Genomic DNA, 18,343 nt, shown 5'->3' on the forward strand with positions numbered 1-18,343 from the left:
CGCATAACGGACGAGACCACACCCACCTGGCGAGGAACCTACTAGGAAATAAACGGCATTTCACCCACACCAAACGCCCTCTCAGAGGTCGTCCACGTCGACCAGCCTGTCTTGGATGGCGCGGGCCACCAGGCTTGCCTTGGTCCGCGCGGGGCGGCCGACGTTCGCGTACTTGATCCGCACCCGGTCCAGATACGAGTTGACCGTCCGGACGGAGATGCCGAGACGCTGGGCGACCAGCTCCTTCGATTCCGACTGGAACCACTCGATGAGCACGTTCTCCTCGCGTCCGGAGAGCTGGGGGCGGTCGGCGCGGGTGTTCGTTCCCAGCGCGCCGGCCAGCGCGGGCGGCATGTAGGGCCGCTCGTCCGCTGCCGCCAGCGTCGCCTCGACCAGGTGGTCTCGGCCCTCGCTCTTGGTCAGGAAGGTCGCGGCTCCCAGGTCCAGGCAGCCGAGCGCGGTCTTCTCGTCGTCCCGCATCGAGTAGACGACCACCTGCCGCCCGGCGTCGACGAGTCTTCGAAGGCTGCCGAAGGCGGGGCCACCCTCGCCCAGTTGCAGATCCAGGACGACGACATCGGCCGTACTGCCCGGCGCGGTCCAGGCTTCTTGCACGGAGCCGCCGGCCGCGACCACGGTGATGGGCCGCTGCGATGCGGCGTACCACGCCTCCACGCCCGAGAGGATGGCGGGATGGTCGTCCACGACGACCACGCTCACTGGTGCGTTGTCACTCATGCCAGGTCAACTCCCCAGGCCGCCGGTCTGCTCCAGCCGGCCTCCACCCACACACTTCTGCCGTGCGTCGTTCGCGCCACGGTCACGTTGGCGTCCCTGGCACGGCCGTGTGCTTTCGCGGCTTCTCCCGTGCCACGGCCGTCGGCGCAGTCCTCGCTGACCACGCTCACCCGTACCGCGCGGGGGGTCCACACGACAGTCACTCGCGCGACCGAGCGGGTACGGCCCAGAACCACCGCCACCGGATCGAGCAAATCCCTGCGTACCTCCACGGGCACCTCACCGGGCCGGCCTCGTACGGCCAGGCTCACCGTCACCCCGTGGTGCTCGGCCACCTCCACGCATGCCCGCAGCTCGTTCAGCAGCGGATCGGAGACGGCATCGCTCTCCGCGAACAGGCGGCGCATACGGGCGGCTTCCACCCCGCACCGCAGCCTGACCTCCTCATCGTGCGGGCTCAGCACACCGTGGCCAAGGCCCACCAGCAGCGGCACTGTCGTCGCCGTCAAGGCGCGGTAGCGCTCCTTGTGATCACGCTGCATGTCCTCGTGGATGCGTTCCCGGGTACGCAGTTCTTCCTCCCGTGCGGCCGCGGTCCCCGCTGCCGGCGCCGTACCGTGCAGCAGGTGCGTCATCAGTACACCGACGGAGAGCTGGAAGCCGCAGTTGGATATCGCGGCGATCCCCATGACGGCCAACTCCGCGGCGGTCGGCGCACCCGACAGGAACACAGCGGTTGCGTTGAGCCCTATATGCGCCCCGAGGAACGCCGCGAACGCCCTGACCCGCAGGTCTGCCAGCAGGAACAGCGCATGCCAGCCCACCACTGCGAACGCCCAGTCCTCCGCACCTGTCGACCGCTCCGGCGGGAGCGTGAACGCGCATACCGCCGAAACGGTCAGCACCGAGCCCAGGCTCCACCAGCGCACCCTCGGCGGGATCCGCCTGCCACGCAGCAGATAGGCACCCCCGGTCACCGCGACGACGGCGAGGCAGACGAAGGCCGCTGTCTGTGCCCACGCAGGGCGGTACACGCCCTGGTAGGCCGTGAGTTGGGGCAGCGACATGGTGAACTGCCACACCAGGCTGATCAGCAGCACGGCCAGTTGGGCCCCGTAAAGGAGCTGCCCGCGGATGAGGCGGACGACAGCCGTGTGCTGTGCCTGGGCGCCAGGCGAGCGCGGTACGCCCGCCGCCTGCGCTCCGCCCCCTTTCTGTGACACACGGGTATGGGCGTGCCAGCGCCACTGCACGCAGGTCCCGGTTCCCGGTTGCGAGTTGACCGTGGCGGAGCCTCCGACCGCGTGCATCCTGCCGATGATGGAACCGGAGATGCCCCGGCGCCGCGCGGGGACGGACTCCGGGTCGAAGCCCCGTCCCGCGTCGGACAGTTCGACGACGGCGCCGTCCCCCTCCATCCATGCCCTGAGCTCCGCTTCCCGCACCCCGGCATGGCGGCCCACATTGGTGACGGCTTCCTGGACCCCGTTGAATATCGCAAGCCCAGGGCCGGACGGCATCACGAGCGGGCCGTCGATGTGCGTCTTGAGCCGCACCCTGGCCTGTCCCTCACCCTCGGGCACACAGCCGAGAAGCGCCGCGAGGTCGACGCTCCCCGTCTCGAATCCGGGTACGGCGGACAATGCCTCCAGATCCTGTCTTGCACGTGGCGGCAGCCATGACCAGTCCCTGCCGTCGCCCTGGGAGACCATCAGCAGCGTCGCGCTCGCCGTGTCGTGCAGAGTCGCCAGGTACTCGCGCTCAGTTGCCCTCCGTGCGGCGGCGACCTCGGCCTCCCGGCGCGACGCCGCCCTGGCCGCGGCCGACCGGTCAGCCGACCTGGCCCGCGCCCGAACCACGATGTAAGCGGCCCTCGACAGGCCCACCTGGACAAATATGCGTACCAGAGGGATCAAGTCGGGGCTGTGCGTGGGTGAGGAGAGGATGTCGCCGAGCGCGCAGACGGCGGCCCCCAACACGGCCAGGGCAGCCCCGGCCACTGGGCGCGTCGCCCACTCGTACTGGAAAGCGATGATGCTGATGCCGACGATAGCCTCCGCCATCACATCCGCGCCGTCGCCGCCGATCACCGGCTGAGACAGTCCCGTCAGCACCACCACGGCCGCGTCCAACGGCCACAGCAGGGCGAACGGGAGCGGGCGGCGCAGCGCGTAGAGGCGCACACCGCAGGCCAGGAGAGCGGGCACCAGCAGAGACATCGTCAGGGGAATCTCCGCCGCGTCCGCCAAGACGACGCCCAGCGCACCGCACAGGCAGACCACGGTGGACCTGAGCCACACCCCGTACCGCTCGAGGGTCAGAACCAACAGGCGCTCGCTGGACCTGGGCCCGTCTATCGGCTCAGCGGCCGCACCCCTGTTCCCCTCATGTCCCCCGTGCCGCACGGAACAAGAGTAGTTGACTGACGATCAAGGTAGGTCACGGCTGTGAACGAGAGCCGGTGCCGTCCCCTGCCTTCCGCGTACTCCGGTGTGTGCGGCGGCCGTTCCTTGTGGGGCAAACGACCGGCACACTCAACGACCGGGCCGGGCTACTGTGCCCGTCGTACGGAGCCGACACCGGCAGGGGCATCCGGCATCAGATTCGAAGCGAGCAATCCTGCCGCCCTTGAAGTGCAACTGACTGCGATGCCGCGTTCGGTGTCCTGCTGACCCCATCGCGCCCGCAGCAGCAGTCCTTGCTGCGCTGAGTGTTCGCGTGGGGCCGACAGGGGGCCGCTTGGCGGAGCAGAAGGTGTTGATTATGTAACAGTCCAACTCAAACAGCTCATATACGGAATCAATTCCGTCAATCGCGCATTCCTAACCTTTATCTCATCACGCACAAACAGGGGGAAATAATGTGGCACACGGGACGCAACAAGAGGATTGCGGCCGCAGCGGCGCTGGGCGCACTGACGGTGCTTCTCGCCACCGGATGCTCCTTCAGCATTGGCGACGCGGAGAAGAAGAGTGACGCGACGGCCAGCGAGGACGCAGCCGCCGTTGAGAAGGCCCCGGACGAGGAGCAGCCGACGGCCGAGGAGAAGCCGGTCAGTGACGACCCGGCGGAGCCCGGGAACACGGCCGTCAGCGAGGAAGGGGCCGTCCACAAGGCCCGAGTCGCGCAGACGATCTCCGACAAGCTCACCGCGGACACCGGCAAACGTCCCGACAGGGTCACCTGCCCTGAGCACCTCCCGGCCCGGGTCGGCGCCACGATCCGCTGCGAGCTCACTGCCGGCAGCGACACCCTCGGTGTCACCGTCACCGCCACGTCGGTCAACGGCAAGCAGGTCAATTACAACTTCAAGGTCGACGACAGCGTCGGGTAAGCACAGAGTCCGAGCGACCCGTTCGGGAAACGAAAGGCCCATTACTGCAGGGCCCGTAACCCCGGTGCTGGGGTTCGGCTCTGGACAGACATGCCGGCGACGCCTGGACCGCTGGCAACAGACCGGCGTCTTCGAGAAGTTGCATCTCATCCGCTCGCCGAGCTGCACGCGCGTCCGGCAACCTCAACTGGGCTCGCGCGTGCGTGGACGGCTCCCACATCCGCGCTGAAAGAGGGGCGCCGCGACCGGTCTTTCACCGGTCGACCGGCGCAAGAGGGGCGACAAGCACCATGCGATCTGCGACGGTCGCGGCACCCCGCTGCACGTCATCACAACCGCGGCCGGCGTCAATGACATCACCCCGGCCCTCCACCTTCGACGACATCCCGCAGATGGCCGGACGTCCGGGAGGTCCAAGGCGGCGCCCCGAGTCCGTGATCGACAGGACGGTCGGCCTCGCCATGGCCCCGCGTGGACGCCTGTTCCTGGTGCTCGGCTTCACGGTCACCGGCGGCAAGAGCCCGCGATCGACGTGATCGCGGAACCGGAACGCCTCGGGCACCTCGAACTCGCCGTCGTCGAGAGCTGAACACGTCAACAGGGCTGTACCGTACGGCTGTTGCGGTACAGCCCTGCGGGTTTCACGTGGGCCCGGTCAGTCGTCCGAGTACCAGGAGGTGCACTCCGTGCCGGACCCCAAGTCCGCGCAGGCGCGCATCCAGCGGTCGGTCACTGTGTCACTGCTGTGCCAGTACCACTTGGTCTCGATGCCGTAGCGCGGATCAGTGATCGGCGAAGGGACGTAACTGTCCGGCGTACGCTCCGAGGTGGTGCCGCACTCTGTGCCGTGATCATCCTCTCCGGGCTTGTCCCCGTGCTCGATCTCCACCCAGGCACTGTCACCTGCATCGGCCCCTGACAGATAGGCGCTTGAGCGGTCGCCGCCGACCCACCACCCGTCCTTGGCGGTCTGGAGGCGGAGTGTCCTTCCATCGCCGAGCCGCTTCGGATCTCCCTTCCACGAGATGAAGATCGAGCCCGGTCCGTCGTACGAGCGGTAATCGCATCCCTCCGGGCTTGCGGCTGCGCTGCCCGCCGGAACGATCACCGCGCCGAGCCCGAGCAGCGCGGCGGTGAGCGCACCGACCGCGCGTCGCTTGTGCATGCGCATGATTCCCCCGATTCCCTGATTTCCCTGCTGTTGCCGCTGATGCGGACAGCCACAACCTAGCCACGCCCACCACACCGGGGCCGCTGCCGACCCGGCCATTCCCCTTGTGCCAGAACACCGCAGAGTCCTCACTGAACCCGTGCGCCGGCCCCGGCGGTTCCTTCACTTCAGCGCGCCGAGCGGGTCAAGTCCGGGCCCCTGGGCCCTGCGCATCCGCCCTACGGGGGCTCCGATTGTGTCGGCCGAGTGCGAGCTGTCGGTCGCCGTGCAGCTGGGATCATGCGGTGATGGGTGTGGCCTGGCACCGATTCCCGAGACCCACGTGCCCCCGGTAGTCCCGGAACCGGGGCTTCCGCGGCTGCCAACAGCCAGGGCTCGCCCTCCGACTCGGGCTTGGCCTGTCCCGACTCCATACAACTCGGGACAGGCCCTCGGCTCCACTCAACTCAGGGCAGGCCGACCGCTCCATCATGGATCACCGAGACCATCAAGGCCTCAGGCGGCCCGGGCTTCAGTGCATCAGCGGGAGCTGAGCGCGGCGAATGCCTGGTCCAGAAGGTCGACGAGGTCGAGACGGCCGTCGGAGGCGGTCCAGTGGTCGAGAGCGATGTTGAGACAGTCCAGCGCGGCGGCGGCCTTCACCGAGATGGCCGGCGTCAGGGGCTGCGGGGAATCGGTGCGCTCGACAAGGGCATTGGCCAGGGCCGGCCACCAGCCGCGCTGCTTCTCCAACTGCCGGGCGCACAGGGCGGGTGTGTCGAGGACGAGCCGAGTCATCGTCAGGGCCCGGGCCGGGTCCTGACGGTAGTGCTCGATGGCGACGTCCAACCCGTGACGCAGCGCCGTCCAGTCGTCTTCGTCGGCCGGGCGGGCGCGTACGGCGTCGGCGATCTGCCTGCCGTGCGCGTCGAAGACGCTGAGAACCGCTTCTTCCTTGCTGCCGAAGTACCGCAGGAAGGTACTGCGGGACACACCTGCTGCGGCGGCCAGGTCATCCAGCGTGACCTTGTCGAATCCCTCGCGCAGGAACAGGTCCAACGCCACCTGGGCCAGTTCGGCCCGTACCGCGGCCCGGGCGATGTCACGGGTCTTCCCGCGCCCGGCTGCCACGTCCACCCGCGCCCCCATCCCGTACTCCGGCCTCGGTCCCAGCATTGTCTTCAAGATGCCAGTATGACACCCGGTTTCACAAAGCGGATGTGCCTACCCCGGCGCGAATGCGGCGAAGGCCTCGTCGAGCAGGGCGTCGAGGTCGAGGCCGCCGTCGGAGGCGGTCCAGTGGTCGACGGCGACGTTCAAGCAGTCCACCGCGACGGCGGCGCGTACCGACGGAACCAGGAGGTCGGGCCACGAGGGATCGGCGCGCTCGGCGAGTGCCTGGGCGATGGCGGGGCGCCAGCCGTTCTGCTTCTCCAGTGTGCGGGCGCCCAGCGCGGGCGTGCGCATGATCAGCTGGGACATCACGAGTGCGCCGTCCGGGTCCCGGCGATGGAGTTCGGTGACGGTGTCCAGCGCGCGCCGCAGGGCCGTCCAGTCGCCCTCGTCGGCAGGCCGGGCGCGTAGAGCACCGACGACCTGTTCGCCCTGGATGTCGACGGCGCCGAGGACGGCGTCCTCCTTGCTGCCGAAATAGCGCAGGAAGGTACTGCGGGACACTCCCGCAGCCGCGGCCAGGTCATTGACGGTGACGTTGTCGAAGCCCTCGCGGCGGAACAGGTCGAAGGCCACCTGGGCCAGCTCGGACCGGATGGCGGCCCGTGCGATGTCTCTCGTGTTCGTACGTACTGCTCCACTCACTTCTCGATCCTACCTCTCCCTTGACCTCGACTCGCAACGATGAGCCATAGTTCCTATCCTGAAACTGAGTGTCATACTGTAGCGACTAACACAAGTGTGGCGCTTAAGCTCAGCAAAGGGAGAGAGTCATGAGGGGTCTGCAGGGCAAGAGGATCGTCATTGCCGGGGGCGCGACCGGCATCGGCGCGGCCACGGCCGAACGGCTCGCCGAGGAGGGTTCCCCGATCGCATCGGCCACATCGCCGAGTTGGACGCCGGCGGGCTGACCTCCAGCACTCTGGTGCAGCGACACCTGGCCGACTCCCGGGTGGTCAAGGCGTTCAACAGCATCGACTTCGTGCGCCTGTTCACCTTCGCCCGGCCCGCCGGCGCCGACGACCGCAGTGCCCTGCCCATCGCCGGTGACGACACGACCGCCAAGGCGCAGGTCGCCGAACTGCTGGACGCGCTGGGCTACGACGCCGTGGACATCGGCACCCTCGCCGACAGCTGGCGGAGCGAGCCGGGCACCCCGGTCTACGTACAGCCGTACCTGGCGGCACAGCCCGACGGGCTGACCCAGGAGGAGCTGGGGCGCTGGTTCTTCGAGACCCCGGGCGTCCCGGTGCCCGCTGCCACGGTGACGCAACTGACCGACACCGCCGTCCGGCGCTCCGCGGGCGACGCCCGCGCGACCCTCAGCCGGGACTGAAGCGCGAGGCGCGGACCAGGGTCTGCGGCGAGGAGGCTGACATGCGACTGGGCATCAGCATCGTGGGATTCGACGACCCCGCAGGTGACTTGAAGAGGCACGGTGGGCTGGGGCCTGAGCTGGCGGCGGTCGGAGCCGCCGCCGAGGTGGCGGGGGTGGGCCGGCTGTCGGTGATGGACCGCTACTTCCAGATGGAGGTACTGGGCGGCGCCGAGAGCGCCATGCCGGACCTGGCCGAGACGGTGTGCGTGCCACCGCCGGTGAGTGCGCCGCACCCGGAGATCATGATCGGCGGAGGCGGCGAGGAGAAGACCCTGAGGCTGGTGGCCCAGTACGCGGACGCCTGCAACCTCACCTCGCTCCCTCACGCCGAGGTCGCGCACAAGCTGGAGGTGCTGCGCTGCCACTGCGCCGACGTGGACCGTGACTACGCGCGGATCCGAAAGACGGCCCCCAGCGGGGCGAGTGGTGGAGCCCTGGCTGAACAAGAAGCTGAGAGCGGGGATTGGGGCTGGAGGGCGTCGGCGCTGGTCTCGTGTGTGAGCTCAGCTGATCGCCGAGGTCGACGACGCGGAGCCGAGCCTGGACCCGCCCCCCGGTCCAGGACGTCAGGGGGTGAGCTGCTGGTGCCCTATGACGGAGAGCAGTTCGAGCTTGCTGTGGCTCTCCGTGCCGGGGCGAGTGGTCAGCACCACCAGGGTCTGGGCGCGGTTCTCGGTGAACAGGACCTGGGCGTCGACGTCGATGCGGCCGAGTTCGGGATGGAGGATGGTCTTGCAGTCGTCGTAGCGTCGGGCGACCTCCTGAAGTTCCCACATGCGGACGAACTCGGGGCTGTTTTCCTGGAGTTCGGCGAGGATCCGGGCGGCTCGGGGGGTGTCGCTGCCGGCGGTCAGCGCGGCCCGCAGGCGGGCTGCCTGGGTGCGGCCGTGGCGTTCGCGGTTCTCCTCGGGAACCATCAGACGTTCGGCCGGGTCCATGAACCAGCGGTAGTAGGCGCTACTGGCCAGACCGGTGTGGCGGGTCTGATCGCCGAGCAGCGCGACGGCCAACGGGTTCATCGCGAGGGTGTCGACCAGGTCGGTCTGTACCAGGGCCGGGGAGTCGTCCAGGCGGTCCAGGACCCGCATCAGCGTCGGGCTGACATGTTCGGAGCGCTGAAAGCGGGCCGGGGCGTTGTGGCCGATGAGGACAAAGAGGTGGTCGCGTTCGTCCAGGGTCAGCCGCAGTGCCCGGGCGAGAGCCGTGGTGATCTGGACGGAGGGCTGCGGAGCACGCTGCTGTTCCAGCCGGGCGTAGTAGTCGGTGGACATGCCGGCGAGCTGCGCGACCTCCTCGCGGCGCAGCCCCTGCGTACGCCTGCGCGGCCCCTCGGCCAGCCCGACGTCGCAGGGCCGCAGAGTCTCACGCCGGTGGCGCAGGAATTCCGCCAGTTCCTTCTTGTCCATGCCCCCATCCTCGCCGCATCCCGCCCGGCTATCCAGGGACCACCGATCCATGGCTGAGCAGTCCTCTCCCACCCGCGCGAAGCCGCTCATACGGCCGACGCCGAGGGCGCTCGCAGTGAGACGACCCGATGGTTACCTGACCTGCCTGACCCGCTGGGAAATTCGCCGACATTCGGCGGTGCGCCGCAGGCCGTCGGCCTGGAAGACGGCCTGCGGCGACGGTCCACCGTCGAGGAAGCCCAACGCTTGGGACCGGCCGACCACCCCGAGGCGGGTCAAGCTCGCGTTCGTCCATGATGTGGCCCACAGGACCCGCCCGCGTGCTGTTGTTCCGCGTCGGTCATTACAGGTCGGTCAGCTGCCGCTGATCATGGCGAGGACGTCGTCGTAGGAGCCGTTGGCCACCGCGTCGCGGATGAACCTGGCGCGCTCGACGACAAGCTCCTTCGCGTCGGGGTTCTCGCGCAGCAGGTCGAGGGTCTCGGTGAGGAAGTCGTCCAACGGCATGGACTGGTCGCTGTCCTGCTGGCCCAGCAGGGTCGTGCGCACGCCCGGCGGGACTACCTCGATCACCTGGACGCCGGCGTCGGCACCGGCGAGCTGGATGCGCAGGCTCTCGGAGAAGGAGTGCAGCGCGGCCTTGGTCGCGCTGTAGGTCGGGGTGCTCTGGAACGGTACGAACGCCAGCGACGAGGTGACGTTCATGACGACCGCGTCGTCCTTGCCCACCAGCAGCGGCAGGAAGGCGTACGTCATCCGGATCGTGCCGAGCAGGTTGACCGTGACGTGGTCCTCGGCGACCGGGAGTCCGGCCGGGTCGAGGATGTTCTCCAGCAGCATGATGCCGGCGTTGTTGACCAGGACGTTCAGCCCTGGGTGGCTCGCCGCCACGGTCTCGCGGGCCCGGGCGATCGAGTCGGGGTCCGCGACATCGAGGACGAGCGCGTCGATGCCCGGGTGCTCAGCCGTGATCTCGTCGAGGAGTTCCTTGCGCCGGCCGGCGACGATCACCTTGTTGCCGGCCTCGTGCAGACGCAGGGCCAGACCGAGCCCGATGCCCGAGGTTCCGCCGGTGATCAGGATCGTGTTGCCGGTCATCTTCATGGGGGTCTCTTTCCTTCGTTACGGCGGGCCGGTGAGCGCCCGCAGCCTCGACCGTAGGAGCGCCCGCCCAGGGGCGGGAGAGGAAGGTTTATCCATGGATCGGCGGTCCCTGCCTGGGGCATAGAAGACGCCACAGCCGGTCAGCGCCTCCAGACCGGGCGCCGCGAGCGGCCGGTAGGAGACCCCGGTGGCCAGGATCACGGTCTGGGCGGTAACGGCGGATCTGCCGAGGGTGGTCGCGGACTTGGCCTGAACGCCCTCGTGCCCGCGGTCGGCGGAATCAGCCGCAGCCGCAAGTGATACCTGCGGCCGACGGTCAGCCGGATGCTTCTGCCTTGATTTGCGCCAGAGCGTCGTTGAAGCCCTTCGGGGTACCGCTGTTGCCGGCCACGCGGTCCAGGCGCACGCTGTCGATGTCCTTGCTGACGACGAGTCTGGGCACCGCGGCGGCGAAGCGCTTCTGCAGGGCGAGCGAGGTCTCGTCCGTGGCACGGGGTGACTCCTCCGTCCCAGGACGGCCGTGCCTGAGCGGCGCACGGCCCGGGGCGGTGCCGGGAGGGGCACCGGGCACCGCCCTTCGTCAACGACCGGCCACCCCCGAAGAAGCCGAAGCCGTCGGCCGAGGACGGTCAGTCGAGGTCGGGCAGTGGGCGTCGGGCGACCTCGCCGGCGTCGCCCGAGGGGAGGCCCAGCATGCGCAGCACCATTTCGGCCAGGTTCGAGGCGACTTCGTCCCCGTCCAGGTCGGGGCGGGTGAACCTCAGCTCGACCAGGGACAGCAGCGTGCCGCCGAGCGCGGAGAGGGCGACGACGGGGTCGAGGGCGGTGAAGCGGCCGGACGCGATGCCGGCCTCCAGGTCGCGCAGGGCCCGGGGAGCCAGGCCGTTCTCCGAGTGGAGGTAGCCGAGTCCGCGGCGGCGCAGCACCTGCATGAGCTCCGGGTGGGAGTCGGCCATGCGGGCGCTGAGCCGGAAGCCCGCCGCGACCAGTTCCGCCGGGTCGTCGATCCCGGCCAGTCGCTCGTCGAAGGTCTGGCCGAACTCCTCCAGCGCGTCCACCACCGCCGCGTCGAACAGTTCCGTCTTCGACTCGAAGTGGTTGTAGAAGGACCCGAAGCCGACATCCGCGCGCTCGGCGATCGCCTGGATGCTGGCGCTGGTGTCCCCGGTCTCGGCGAGGATCTGCCTCGCCGCGCGGATCAGTGCCTGGCGGGTCTCGGCGCGGCGCCGCTCGAAGCGGTTGCGGGGCGGGGCTGACGAAGGCATGCGCAGAGTCTAGCCGCGGTAACGGGAACACCAGCAGTTCTGATGAATCCATCATTTCTTCTGGCTCACCCCTTGACGGCGAGTTCTGTCAAACTTGATGATTTCCTCATTACGGCAATGTTGCTTGGAGGACGCCATGTCCGAAACCCACGTCGACGGGGCCGCCGTCAAGACGGCCCATCAGGACCTCCACAGTGAGCAGGGCGCCCTGCGCGGCGAGCATCCGGGACGCTCCCGGAATCCCGTGGTCAAAGTGGCCGACCTGGCCTGGCTGGAGTTCGAGAAGCCCGACCTGGACCGGGCCGAGGTCTTCGCCCGTGACTTCGGTTTCGGTATCGCCGCTCGGACCGAGCGGGAGCTGTGGCTGCGGGGCACCTTCGCCGGCTCGCCGTGCATGGTGATCCGGCGCGGTCGTACGTCCCGTTTCATCGGCCCGGCGTTCCGGGCGGCCGAGCGGGCCGACCTGGACCGGCTCGCACGGGCAACGGGGACGGATGTACGGGACGCTGATGTGCCCGGCGGCGGCCAGGGGGTGAACCTGCTGGACCCGTCGGGCTTCCCGGTACGGGTCGTGCACTGCGGCGAGGAGCTGCCCGCGCTGCCGGAGCAGCGGCCGCTGCTCCTCAACTACGGCACCGAGCACCGCCGTACAAACGCCACCCAGCGCCCGCCCCGCGAGCCGTCCCGTATCCAGCGCCTGGGCCATGTGGTGCTGGAGACAAGGGTGTTCGCGCGCGCCCTGGACTGGTACCTGGACACCCTCGGCATGATCGTGTCCGACTTCCTGTTCCTGGACGGGCAGCGCGGGCGCGGTCCGACGATGGCGTTCATCCGCTGCGACCGGGGCAGCCTGGCGGTGGACCACCACACCCTGGCGATGCACCTCGGCCCGGGCAACGGCTACGTCCACTCCGCCTACCAGGTCACCGACCTCGACTCGATCGCTGCCGGCGGCGAGTACCTCAACGAGCGTGGCTACCAGCGCAGTTGGGGCATCGGCCGGCACATCCAGGGCAGCCAGCTCTTCGACTACTGGCGCGACCCCGACCGCTTCATGCTGGAGCACTTCGCCGACGGCGACCTGTTCTCCTGCGACCTCGAACCCGGCTGGGCGCCCATGTCGACCAGCGGCCTCGCCCAGTGGGGCCCGCCGGCCACCCGCGACTTCCTCGGCGCCGGCCCCTCTCCGCAACGGGTCCGCGACGTCATCCAGGCCCTGCGCGGCGACAACGAACTCGACCCCGCACGACTCCTCGGTCTGCTCAAGGCCGCCAACTCCTGACCCCCACCCCCTGATGAAGGCAATGACATGAGTACGAACGTCCTGCGCACCGCCGACGGATGGTGGGCCGTCCTCGGCGACCGCGCCCTCCCCGTCGACACCAAGGCCGTCACCACCGCCGACCTGCTCGCCGACCGGGCCGCCGTGCGCGAAGCCGCCGCGAGCGGCGAACCGGGCACGCCGGTCGCCGACCTGGTGGCGCTCTCCCCGGTCACCACGCCCTGCCGCGTGGTCGCCCAGATGGTCAACTACCGCAGCCACGCCCGCGATTCGGGCTTCACCGGCGACATCCCGCCCACCTTCTTCCGCAAGGCGTCCGGCTCGGTGAGCGGACCGGGCGAAGCGATCGTCCGGCCGTCGCATGTGAAGTTCCTCGACTACGAGGTGGAGCTGGGCCTGGTCATGGGGACGACGCTGCCCGTCGGCACCGTCGTCGAGGAGCGGGACCTGCCCTCGTACGTCGCCGGACTCGTGATCACCAACGACGTCAGCGCCCGTGACGTACAGCTGACCAAGACGCAGTTCTACGAGAGCAAGTCGTACCCGACCTTCACGCCCACCGGGCCCTACCTCTCCCTGCTGGAGCCGGAGGACTTCGCCCATCTCCTGGACCTGCGGCTGAAGCTGTCGGTCAACGGCGACCTGCGCCAGGACCGCACCCTCGCCGACATGATCGTCCGCCCGGCGCAGGCGCTGACCCTGCTCGCCCGCTTCCAGACGCTCGACGCCGGCGACCTGCTGCTGACCGGCACCCCCGGCGGCACCGCCCTGAAGGCCCCGCCCAAGGCGGTCGAGAAGATCGGCTCGCTGCTGCCGCCCGCCGTGAAGTGGAAGGCGTTCTTCAAGACCCAGGCCAAGAACCCGCACTACCTGCACCACGGCGACATGGTGACCGCGACCATCGCCACCCCGGACGGGCGGATCGACCTCGGCGAGCAGCGCACCGCCGTGACCGACGCGAACTGAGACCCGAAGTGAGCCGCACATGACCGTCGACCAGGCCGGACCACGGGACACCGCGCCCGGCTCGGCACATGTACCCGTGATGATCGTCGGGGCCGGGCCCGTGGGCGTGACCGCCGCCCTGCTGCTGGCCCGGCACGGCGTCCGCAGCGTCGTCCTCGAACGCCACCAGGACGTCTACCCCCTCCCGCGCGCCGTCGCCACCGACGACGAGATCTGCCGGATCCTCCAGGCCGCCGGAGTCGCCGAGGAGTTCACCGCGATCGCCCGTCCGGCCAAAGGGCTGCGACTGCTGGACACCCGGCACCGGGTGATCGCCGAGTTCCGGCGGTCCCCGCACGGCCGCCACGGCTTCCCGCAGACCAGCATGTTCGACCAGCCCGAGCTGGAACGGCTGCTGCGCGCCGAGCTGGCCCGCCGTCCCGAGTGCGAGTTGCGGGGCGGGGTGGAGGTCACCCGAGTGGCACAGGACACCGGCGGAACGGTCCAGGTGTCCTACCGCGACGACGAGGGCGAACACCTTCTGCGGGCGGACGCGGTCCTGGGCTGCGACGGCGCGGGGAGCCTCACCCGAAAGGCCATCGGCGCGGTATGGGAGGACCTGCGCTTCGAGGAGCAGTGGACTGTCATCGACGTACGCACCAGCCTGCCCGTCCGGAGCTGGGAGGGCGTCGACCAGGTCTGCGACCCGCACCGGCCGGCCACCTTCATGCGGATCGGCGAGGACCGCTACCGCTGGGAGTTCCGGCTGCCGGACCCGGGCGGGCTGGATCACGAGCGGCTGCGCGAGCTGGTCGCCCCGTGGGTGGACATCTCCTACGGCGACGACTTCCACGTCGTCCGACAGGCGCAGTACACCTTCCGGGCCCGCATCGCCGACCGGTGGCGCCGGGGCCGGGTCTTCCTGCTCGGCGACGCCGCCCACCTCACCCCGCCCTTCGTGGGCCAGGGGCTGTGCGCCGGGATGCGCGACGCCTACAACCTCACCTGGAAGCTGGCCCGCGTCCTCCAACAGGGCGTCGACGAACGGCTCTTGGAAACGTATGAGCGCGAACGCAAGCCGCACGCCCGCCATGTGATCCGCCTCGCGGTCGCGACCGGCTGGGCCATGACCGGCGGTCAGGACCGCGCCGCCGCTCTGCGCCGGACCGCCGTGAGCGCGGCGTGCCGCATACCCGGTGTGACGGGCGCGGCCACCCGCAACCTCAGCCCCGCCCTGTCCGCAGGCCCCTTGATACGACGCCGCAACCCCCTGCGCGGGCTCGCGGGCACCCACTGCCCGCAGCCCTGGGTGACCACGGACGACGAGCGCACTCGCCTCGACGACGTCCTGGGCGACTCCTTCGCCGTACTGACCGCGGTGCCGCTCCCGCCCGCCGCGCGTGCCCTGGCCGAAGGGCTCGGCGCCCGGATCGTCCACACGGCAGGGATCAGCGACGACGGCACCCTCGCGGCCTGGCTGCGGGCCGGCCGCGCGGACGCGGTCCTGCTGCGGCCCGACCGCGTCGTCCTGGACGTACTCCCGGCGAGCGGCGCCGACTTCACCGGCACCGCCGCCTGGGCGCCCCTGCTGTGCACCACCCGGCGCCCCGTCGCCGCCCCCACCGAGCACCCCGCCTCCCCTGTGCTGAGGAGCACCACGCGATGAGCACGCAGCCGTACCACACACCCTCCGCGAAACCCTTCTGGACCCCGGACCCCAAGACCGCCGAGCGCAGCCGCATCGCGGACTTCACCCGCTGGGCCGCCGCCCGTCACACCGGGGTCGAGGCCGACTACTACTCCCTGCACCGCTGGTCGGTCACCGACCTCGAAGGGTTCTGGAGCGCCGTCTGGGAGTACTTCGACATCCAGGCGTCGACACCGTACGACAGGGTGCTGGCCGAGGAGAGGATGCCCGGTGCCCGCTGGTTCCCCGGCGCCACCCTCAATTACACCCACCACGCCCTGCGGCACCAGTCCTCCGGGGCGCCCGCGATCATCGCGCTGGACGAGGCCGGCGCCGGCTACGAGGTGTCCGGGGACCGGTTGCGCGCCCAGGTCGCCTCCGTCGCCGCCACCCTGCGCGATCTGGGCGTCGGGATGGGTGACCGGGTGGTTGGCTACCTGCCCAACACCCCGCACGCCGTCGTCGTCTTCCTCGCCGCCGCGAGCCTGGGCGCGGTGTGGTCGGTGTGCGGCCAGGACTACGCCCCCAAGGCCGCCGCCGACCGCTTCGCCCAGCTGGAACCCACCGTCCTGATCGCCGCCGACGGCTACCTCTTCAACGGCACCACGCACGACCGCCGCGAGGCCGTCCTCGACCTGGCCCGCGCCCTGCCGACGTTGAAGGCCACGGTGCTGGTCGACCACATGCGCCTGTCCCGGCCCGACGAAACCCATCCCGCGCTCGTCGTCCCGTGGGAGGACGCGGCCACCCGGACCGAGCAACTCGCCTGCACACCCGTGCCGTTCGACCACCCGCTCTGGGTCGTCTTCTCCTCCGGCACCACCGGCCTGCCCAAGGGCATCGTCCACGGCCACGGCGGCGTCCTGCTGGAGCACCTGAAAACCCTGGGCCTGCACTCCGACCTCGGCCCCGGCGACCGCCTCCTCTGGTACACCACCACCCACTGGATGATGTGGAACCTGGTCGTCTCCACCCTCCTGACCGGCGCCACGACCTGCACGTACGACGGCAGCCCGGCGCTGCTCACCCAGCCGGACATCCTCTGGGAGCTGGCGGCCCGCCATCGCGTCACCCTCTTCGGCACCAGCCCCCAATACCTGCTGGGCATGTCCAAGTTCGGCATCGACCCGTCCGTGCACGACCTGTCGGCGATCCGCGCCATCGGCTGCACCGGCTCCACCCTGCCCGCCTCCGCCTACCCCTGGGTCCGCGACCACGTCGGCGACCGCGTCCTGCTGGCCTCCATCAGCGGCGGCACGGACGTGGTGTCTGGCTTTGCCGGCAGCGCTCCCAACACCCCGGTCTGGGCAGGGGAGTTGTCCGCACCCCACCTCGGCGTGGCGCTGGCCGCGTACGACGCCGAGGGCTTCCCGGTGGTGGACCAGGTGGGCGAGCTGGTCCTCACCCGCCCCATGCCGTCGATGCCACTGTCCTTCTGGAACGACCCCGACGGCGGCCGCTACCACGACGCCTATTTCTCGGCCTACCCGGACGTGTGGCGGCACGGCGACTGGATCACCGTCACCTCCCACGGCTCGGTGATCGTGCACGGCCGCTCCGACTCCACCCTCAACCGCAACGGCGTACGGCTCGGCAGCGCCGACATCCATGACGTCGTCGAGCGCCTTCCGGAGATCACGGAGGCCCTGGTCATCGGCGCGGAGGAACCGGACGGCGGCTACTGGATGCCGCTGTTCGTCGTCCCCGCGGCCGGGGTGACCCTCGACGACGCCCTGCGCGACCGGATCCGCGACGCCATCCGTACCGGTGCCTCGCCCCGCCACGTCCCCGACGAGATCCTCGAAGTCCCGGCCATTCCGCACACCCGTACGGGGAAAAAGCTCGAGGTCCCGGTCAAACGCCTGCTGCAGGGCGCCCCCGCCGAGCAGGTTGTCAACGCCGCTGCGGTGGACGCCCCAAACCTCATCGACTACTACGCTCGCCTGGGAGCCGAACGCCGTAGCCGGAGGAGCACCGGGCTCGGCCACTCCTCGGACGACGAACGAGACAGGGCGTGATGCCATCGCCCGGCCGGTCGGCGGCGCGCGCGTGCCGATGCCAATCTCTGCTGAAAGGTCTTCGGTACGAGAACGGCGGAGATCACCCTCGCCGTTGCGCTGACCCTGATCTTCCTTCCGCTGGACCTGGCGAAGCCGGCCGCAGTGCCGGTCATGCGCCAGGCGGCAGCCCATCTCGGCATGCCGCCACGTCTCTACCGCGTCGTCGGCACCCTGGAGGCGGCCGGGGCCGTCGGTCTGCTGTCGGCGTCGGCGCCGCGCTCACGGTTGCCGGGATCCGGCAAGGTCACAGAGGCCATTGCGCGTATAAGTGATCTGTCAAAGATGCGTCAAGGACCTGTAAGGTTCCCCCCGGTGTGCCGGGAAGCCTGGTCGGCGAGCAGGGGATCACTCTCTCTTCCGATCGGGGGCTTCGGCCATGGTGCTCATTGTGGTCTTCGGGGTGGCGCTGCTTATCGCGGTGCTGTTGTCGGGCCTCGCGGCCCGGACCGTGCTGTCCACCTCCTTTCTCTTTCTCGTGGGTGGTGCGCTGGTCAGCGACGGGTTTCTCGGGCTGATCCACATCACACCGGACAGCGACATCGTGGCTGTGACGGCCGATCTGGCGCTGTTCGCGGTGCTGTTCACCGACGGCATGCACGTCTCCTTCCCGAAGCTGCGCGCCCACTGGAAGAACCCGGCCCGTGCCCTCGGCCTGGGCATGCCGCTCGCCTTCGTCGGCATGGCGCTCATCACACACTTCCTGGTCGGCCTGGACTGGACGACGTCCTTCCTCGTCGGCGCGGTCCTGGCCCCGACCGACCCGGTGTTCGCCTCCGCGATCGTGGGCCGCAAGGAAGTCCCCGCGAAACTGCGGCAGCTGC

17 protein-coding genes and 2 pseudogenes are annotated in these 18,343 nt (G+C 69.8%); 10 read left to right on the forward strand and 9 right to left on the reverse strand.

The features are described from left to right. Positions 1–81 precede the first annotated feature (81 nt). The gene (locus tag GAS53_RS51860) at positions 82–738 is read right to left on the reverse strand and encodes a response regulator transcription factor (protein ID WP_192583683.1); all 657 of its coding nucleotides are present in this window, start codon (positions 736–738) and stop codon (positions 82–84) included. Continuing rightward, entirely contained in the window at positions 735–3,065 is a 2,331-nt protein-coding gene (locus tag GAS53_RS51865; protein ID WP_151484806.1) for a sensor histidine kinase, read from the reverse strand. Before GAS53_RS51865 ends, GAS53_RS51860 begins: the two co-directional genes overlap by 4 nt. 533 nt (positions 3,066–3,598) lie before the next feature. Here GAS53_RS51865 and GAS53_RS51870 point away from each other — a divergent pair. Further along, a complete protein-coding gene (locus GAS53_RS51870; protein WP_151484807.1) occupies positions 3,599–4,072 on the forward strand; it encodes a DUF4333 domain-containing protein in 474 nt (157 codons plus the stop codon). Positions 4,073–4,727: 655 nt separating this feature from the next. Here the strand turns inward: GAS53_RS51870 and GAS53_RS51875 are convergent. The 3 genes from GAS53_RS51875 to GAS53_RS51885 form a co-directional block, all read right to left on the reverse strand. Beyond that, entirely contained in the window at positions 4,728–5,237 is a 510-nt protein-coding gene (locus GAS53_RS51875) for a hypothetical protein (RefSeq protein ID WP_151484808.1), read from the reverse strand. Positions 5,238–5,762: 525 nt separating this feature from the next. Then, a complete protein-coding gene (locus GAS53_RS51880) occupies positions 5,763–6,398 on the reverse strand; it encodes a TetR family transcriptional regulator (protein ID WP_318724572.1) in 636 nt (211 codons plus the stop codon). Positions 6,399–6,446: 48 nt separating this feature from the next. Beyond that, the gene (locus tag GAS53_RS51885; protein ID WP_151484809.1) at positions 6,447–7,040 is read right to left on the reverse strand and encodes a TetR family transcriptional regulator; all 594 of its coding nucleotides are present in this window, start codon (positions 7,038–7,040) and stop codon (positions 6,447–6,449) included. A 128-nt stretch (positions 7,041–7,168) separates the two neighbouring features. Here GAS53_RS51885 and GAS53_RS51890 point away from each other — a divergent pair, with 128 nt between their 5' ends. The 3 genes and pseudogenes from GAS53_RS51890 to GAS53_RS57375 all read left to right on the forward strand — a co-directional run. Then, positions 7,169–7,306 carry a hypothetical protein gene (locus tag GAS53_RS51890; RefSeq protein WP_225859660.1) on the forward strand — a complete coding sequence of 46 codons (138 nt, stop codon included), beginning with the start codon at positions 7,169–7,171 and terminating at the stop codon, positions 7,304–7,306. A 14-nt stretch (positions 7,307–7,320) separates the two neighbouring features. Next, positions 7,321–7,731, forward strand: coding sequence for an NADPH-dependent F420 reductase (locus GAS53_RS51895; RefSeq protein ID WP_225859661.1), 411 nt, complete (start codon positions 7,321–7,323; stop codon positions 7,729–7,731). A 41-nt stretch (positions 7,732–7,772) separates the two neighbouring features. Further along, positions 7,773–8,180: pseudogene (locus tag GAS53_RS57375) on the forward strand (LLM class F420-dependent oxidoreductase); the annotation flags it as partial. A gap of 159 nt (positions 8,181–8,339) precedes the next feature. Here the strand turns inward: GAS53_RS57375 and GAS53_RS51905 are convergent. The 4 genes from GAS53_RS51905 to GAS53_RS51920 all read right to left on the reverse strand — a co-directional run bounded on the left by GAS53_RS51905 (position 8,340) and on the right by GAS53_RS51920 (position 11,548). Continuing rightward, on the reverse strand, positions 8,340–9,179 hold the full coding sequence (locus GAS53_RS51905) for a helix-turn-helix transcriptional regulator (protein ID WP_151484810.1): 840 nt from the start codon (positions 9,177–9,179) through the stop codon (positions 8,340–8,342). 354 nt (positions 9,180–9,533) lie between these two features. Continuing rightward, positions 9,534–10,283 carry an SDR family oxidoreductase gene (locus tag GAS53_RS51910; RefSeq protein ID WP_151484811.1) on the reverse strand — a complete coding sequence of 250 codons (750 nt, stop codon included), beginning with the start codon at positions 10,281–10,283 and terminating at the stop codon, positions 9,534–9,536. A gap of 316 nt (positions 10,284–10,599) precedes the next feature. Next, positions 10,600–10,854 (reverse strand): hypothetical protein, encoded by a 255-nt coding sequence (locus tag GAS53_RS51915; protein ID WP_192583685.1) that lies wholly within the window; start codon positions 10,852–10,854, stop codon positions 10,600–10,602. A 58-nt stretch (positions 10,855–10,912) separates the two neighbouring features. Beyond that, a complete protein-coding gene (locus GAS53_RS51920; protein WP_151484812.1) occupies positions 10,913–11,548 on the reverse strand; it encodes a TetR/AcrR family transcriptional regulator in 636 nt (211 codons plus the stop codon). 136 nt (positions 11,549–11,684) lie between these two features. On the opposite strand from GAS53_RS51920, the gene GAS53_RS51925 reads away from it, so the two are divergent. The 6 genes and pseudogenes from GAS53_RS51925 to GAS53_RS51950 all read left to right on the forward strand — a co-directional run. Beyond that, positions 11,685–12,830, forward strand: a complete 1,146-nt coding sequence (locus tag GAS53_RS51925) for a VOC family protein (protein WP_151484813.1) — start codon at positions 11,685–11,687, stop codon at positions 12,828–12,830. A 27-nt stretch (positions 12,831–12,857) separates the two neighbouring features. Further along, entirely contained in the window at positions 12,858–13,796 is a 939-nt protein-coding gene (locus GAS53_RS51930; protein ID WP_151484814.1) for a fumarylacetoacetate hydrolase family protein, read from the forward strand. A gap of 19 nt (positions 13,797–13,815) precedes the next feature. Continuing rightward, entirely contained in the window at positions 13,816–15,441 is a 1,626-nt protein-coding gene (gene mhpA / locus GAS53_RS51935; protein WP_151484815.1) for a bifunctional 3-(3-hydroxy-phenyl)propionate/3-hydroxycinnamic acid hydroxylase MhpA, read from the forward strand. Then, positions 15,438–17,480: an acetoacetate--CoA ligase gene (locus GAS53_RS51940; protein WP_151484816.1), complete on the forward strand. Its 2,043-nt coding sequence runs from the start codon at positions 15,438–15,440 to the stop codon at positions 17,478–17,480. Before mhpA ends, GAS53_RS51940 begins: the two co-directional genes overlap by 4 nt. A 144-nt stretch (positions 17,481–17,624) precedes the next feature. Next, a pseudogene (locus GAS53_RS58695) lies at positions 17,625–17,681 on the forward strand (DoxX family protein); the annotation flags it as partial. 217 nt (positions 17,682–17,898) lie between these two features. Next, positions 17,899–18,343 (forward strand): cation:proton antiporter domain-containing protein (locus GAS53_RS51950; protein ID WP_192583684.1); only part of this gene is annotated, 445 nt, incomplete at its 3' end.

The organism is Streptomyces albicerus (assembly GCF_008905045.1).
Lineage (GTDB): Bacteria > Actinomycetota > Actinomycetes > Streptomycetales > Streptomycetaceae > Streptomyces > Streptomyces albicerus.

Bases quoted from the DNA above. Each gene is read 5' to 3' on its own strand.
- GAS53_RS51870 (WP_151484807.1), top strand. From the start codon at position 3,599: ATGTGGCACACGGGACGCAACAAGAGGATTGCGGCCGCAGCGGCGCTG.
- GAS53_RS51860 (WP_192583683.1), bottom strand. From the start codon at position 738: ATGAGTGACAACGCACCAGTGAGCGTGGTCGTCGTGGACGACCATCCC.
- GAS53_RS51930 (WP_151484814.1), top strand. From the start codon at position 12,858: ATGAGTACGAACGTCCTGCGCACCGCCGACGGATGGTGGGCCGTCCTC.
- GAS53_RS51940 (WP_151484816.1), top strand. From the start codon at position 15,438: ATGAGCACGCAGCCGTACCACACACCCTCCGCGAAACCCTTCTGGACC.
- GAS53_RS51905 (WP_151484810.1), bottom strand. From the start codon at position 9,179: ATGGACAAGAAGGAACTGGCGGAATTCCTGCGCCACCGGCGTGAGACT.
- mhpA (WP_151484815.1), top strand. From the start codon at position 13,816: ATGACCGTCGACCAGGCCGGACCACGGGACACCGCGCCCGGCTCGGCA.
- GAS53_RS51910 (WP_151484811.1), bottom strand. From the start codon at position 10,283: ATGAAGATGACCGGCAACACGATCCTGATCACCGGCGGAACCTCGGGC.
- GAS53_RS51925 (WP_151484813.1), top strand. From the start codon at position 11,685: ATGTCCGAAACCCACGTCGACGGGGCCGCCGTCAAGACGGCCCATCAG.
- GAS53_RS51890 (WP_225859660.1), top strand. From the start codon at position 7,169: ATGAGGGGTCTGCAGGGCAAGAGGATCGTCATTGCCGGGGGCGCGACC.
- GAS53_RS51875 (WP_151484808.1), bottom strand. From the start codon at position 5,237: ATGCACAAGCGACGCGCGGTCGGTGCGCTCACCGCCGCGCTGCTCGGG.
- GAS53_RS51880 (WP_318724572.1), bottom strand. From the start codon at position 6,398: ATGCTGGGACCGAGGCCGGAGTACGGGATGGGGGCGCGGGTGGACGTG.
- GAS53_RS51920 (WP_151484812.1), bottom strand. From the start codon at position 11,548: ATGCCTTCGTCAGCCCCGCCCCGCAACCGCTTCGAGCGGCGCCGCGCC.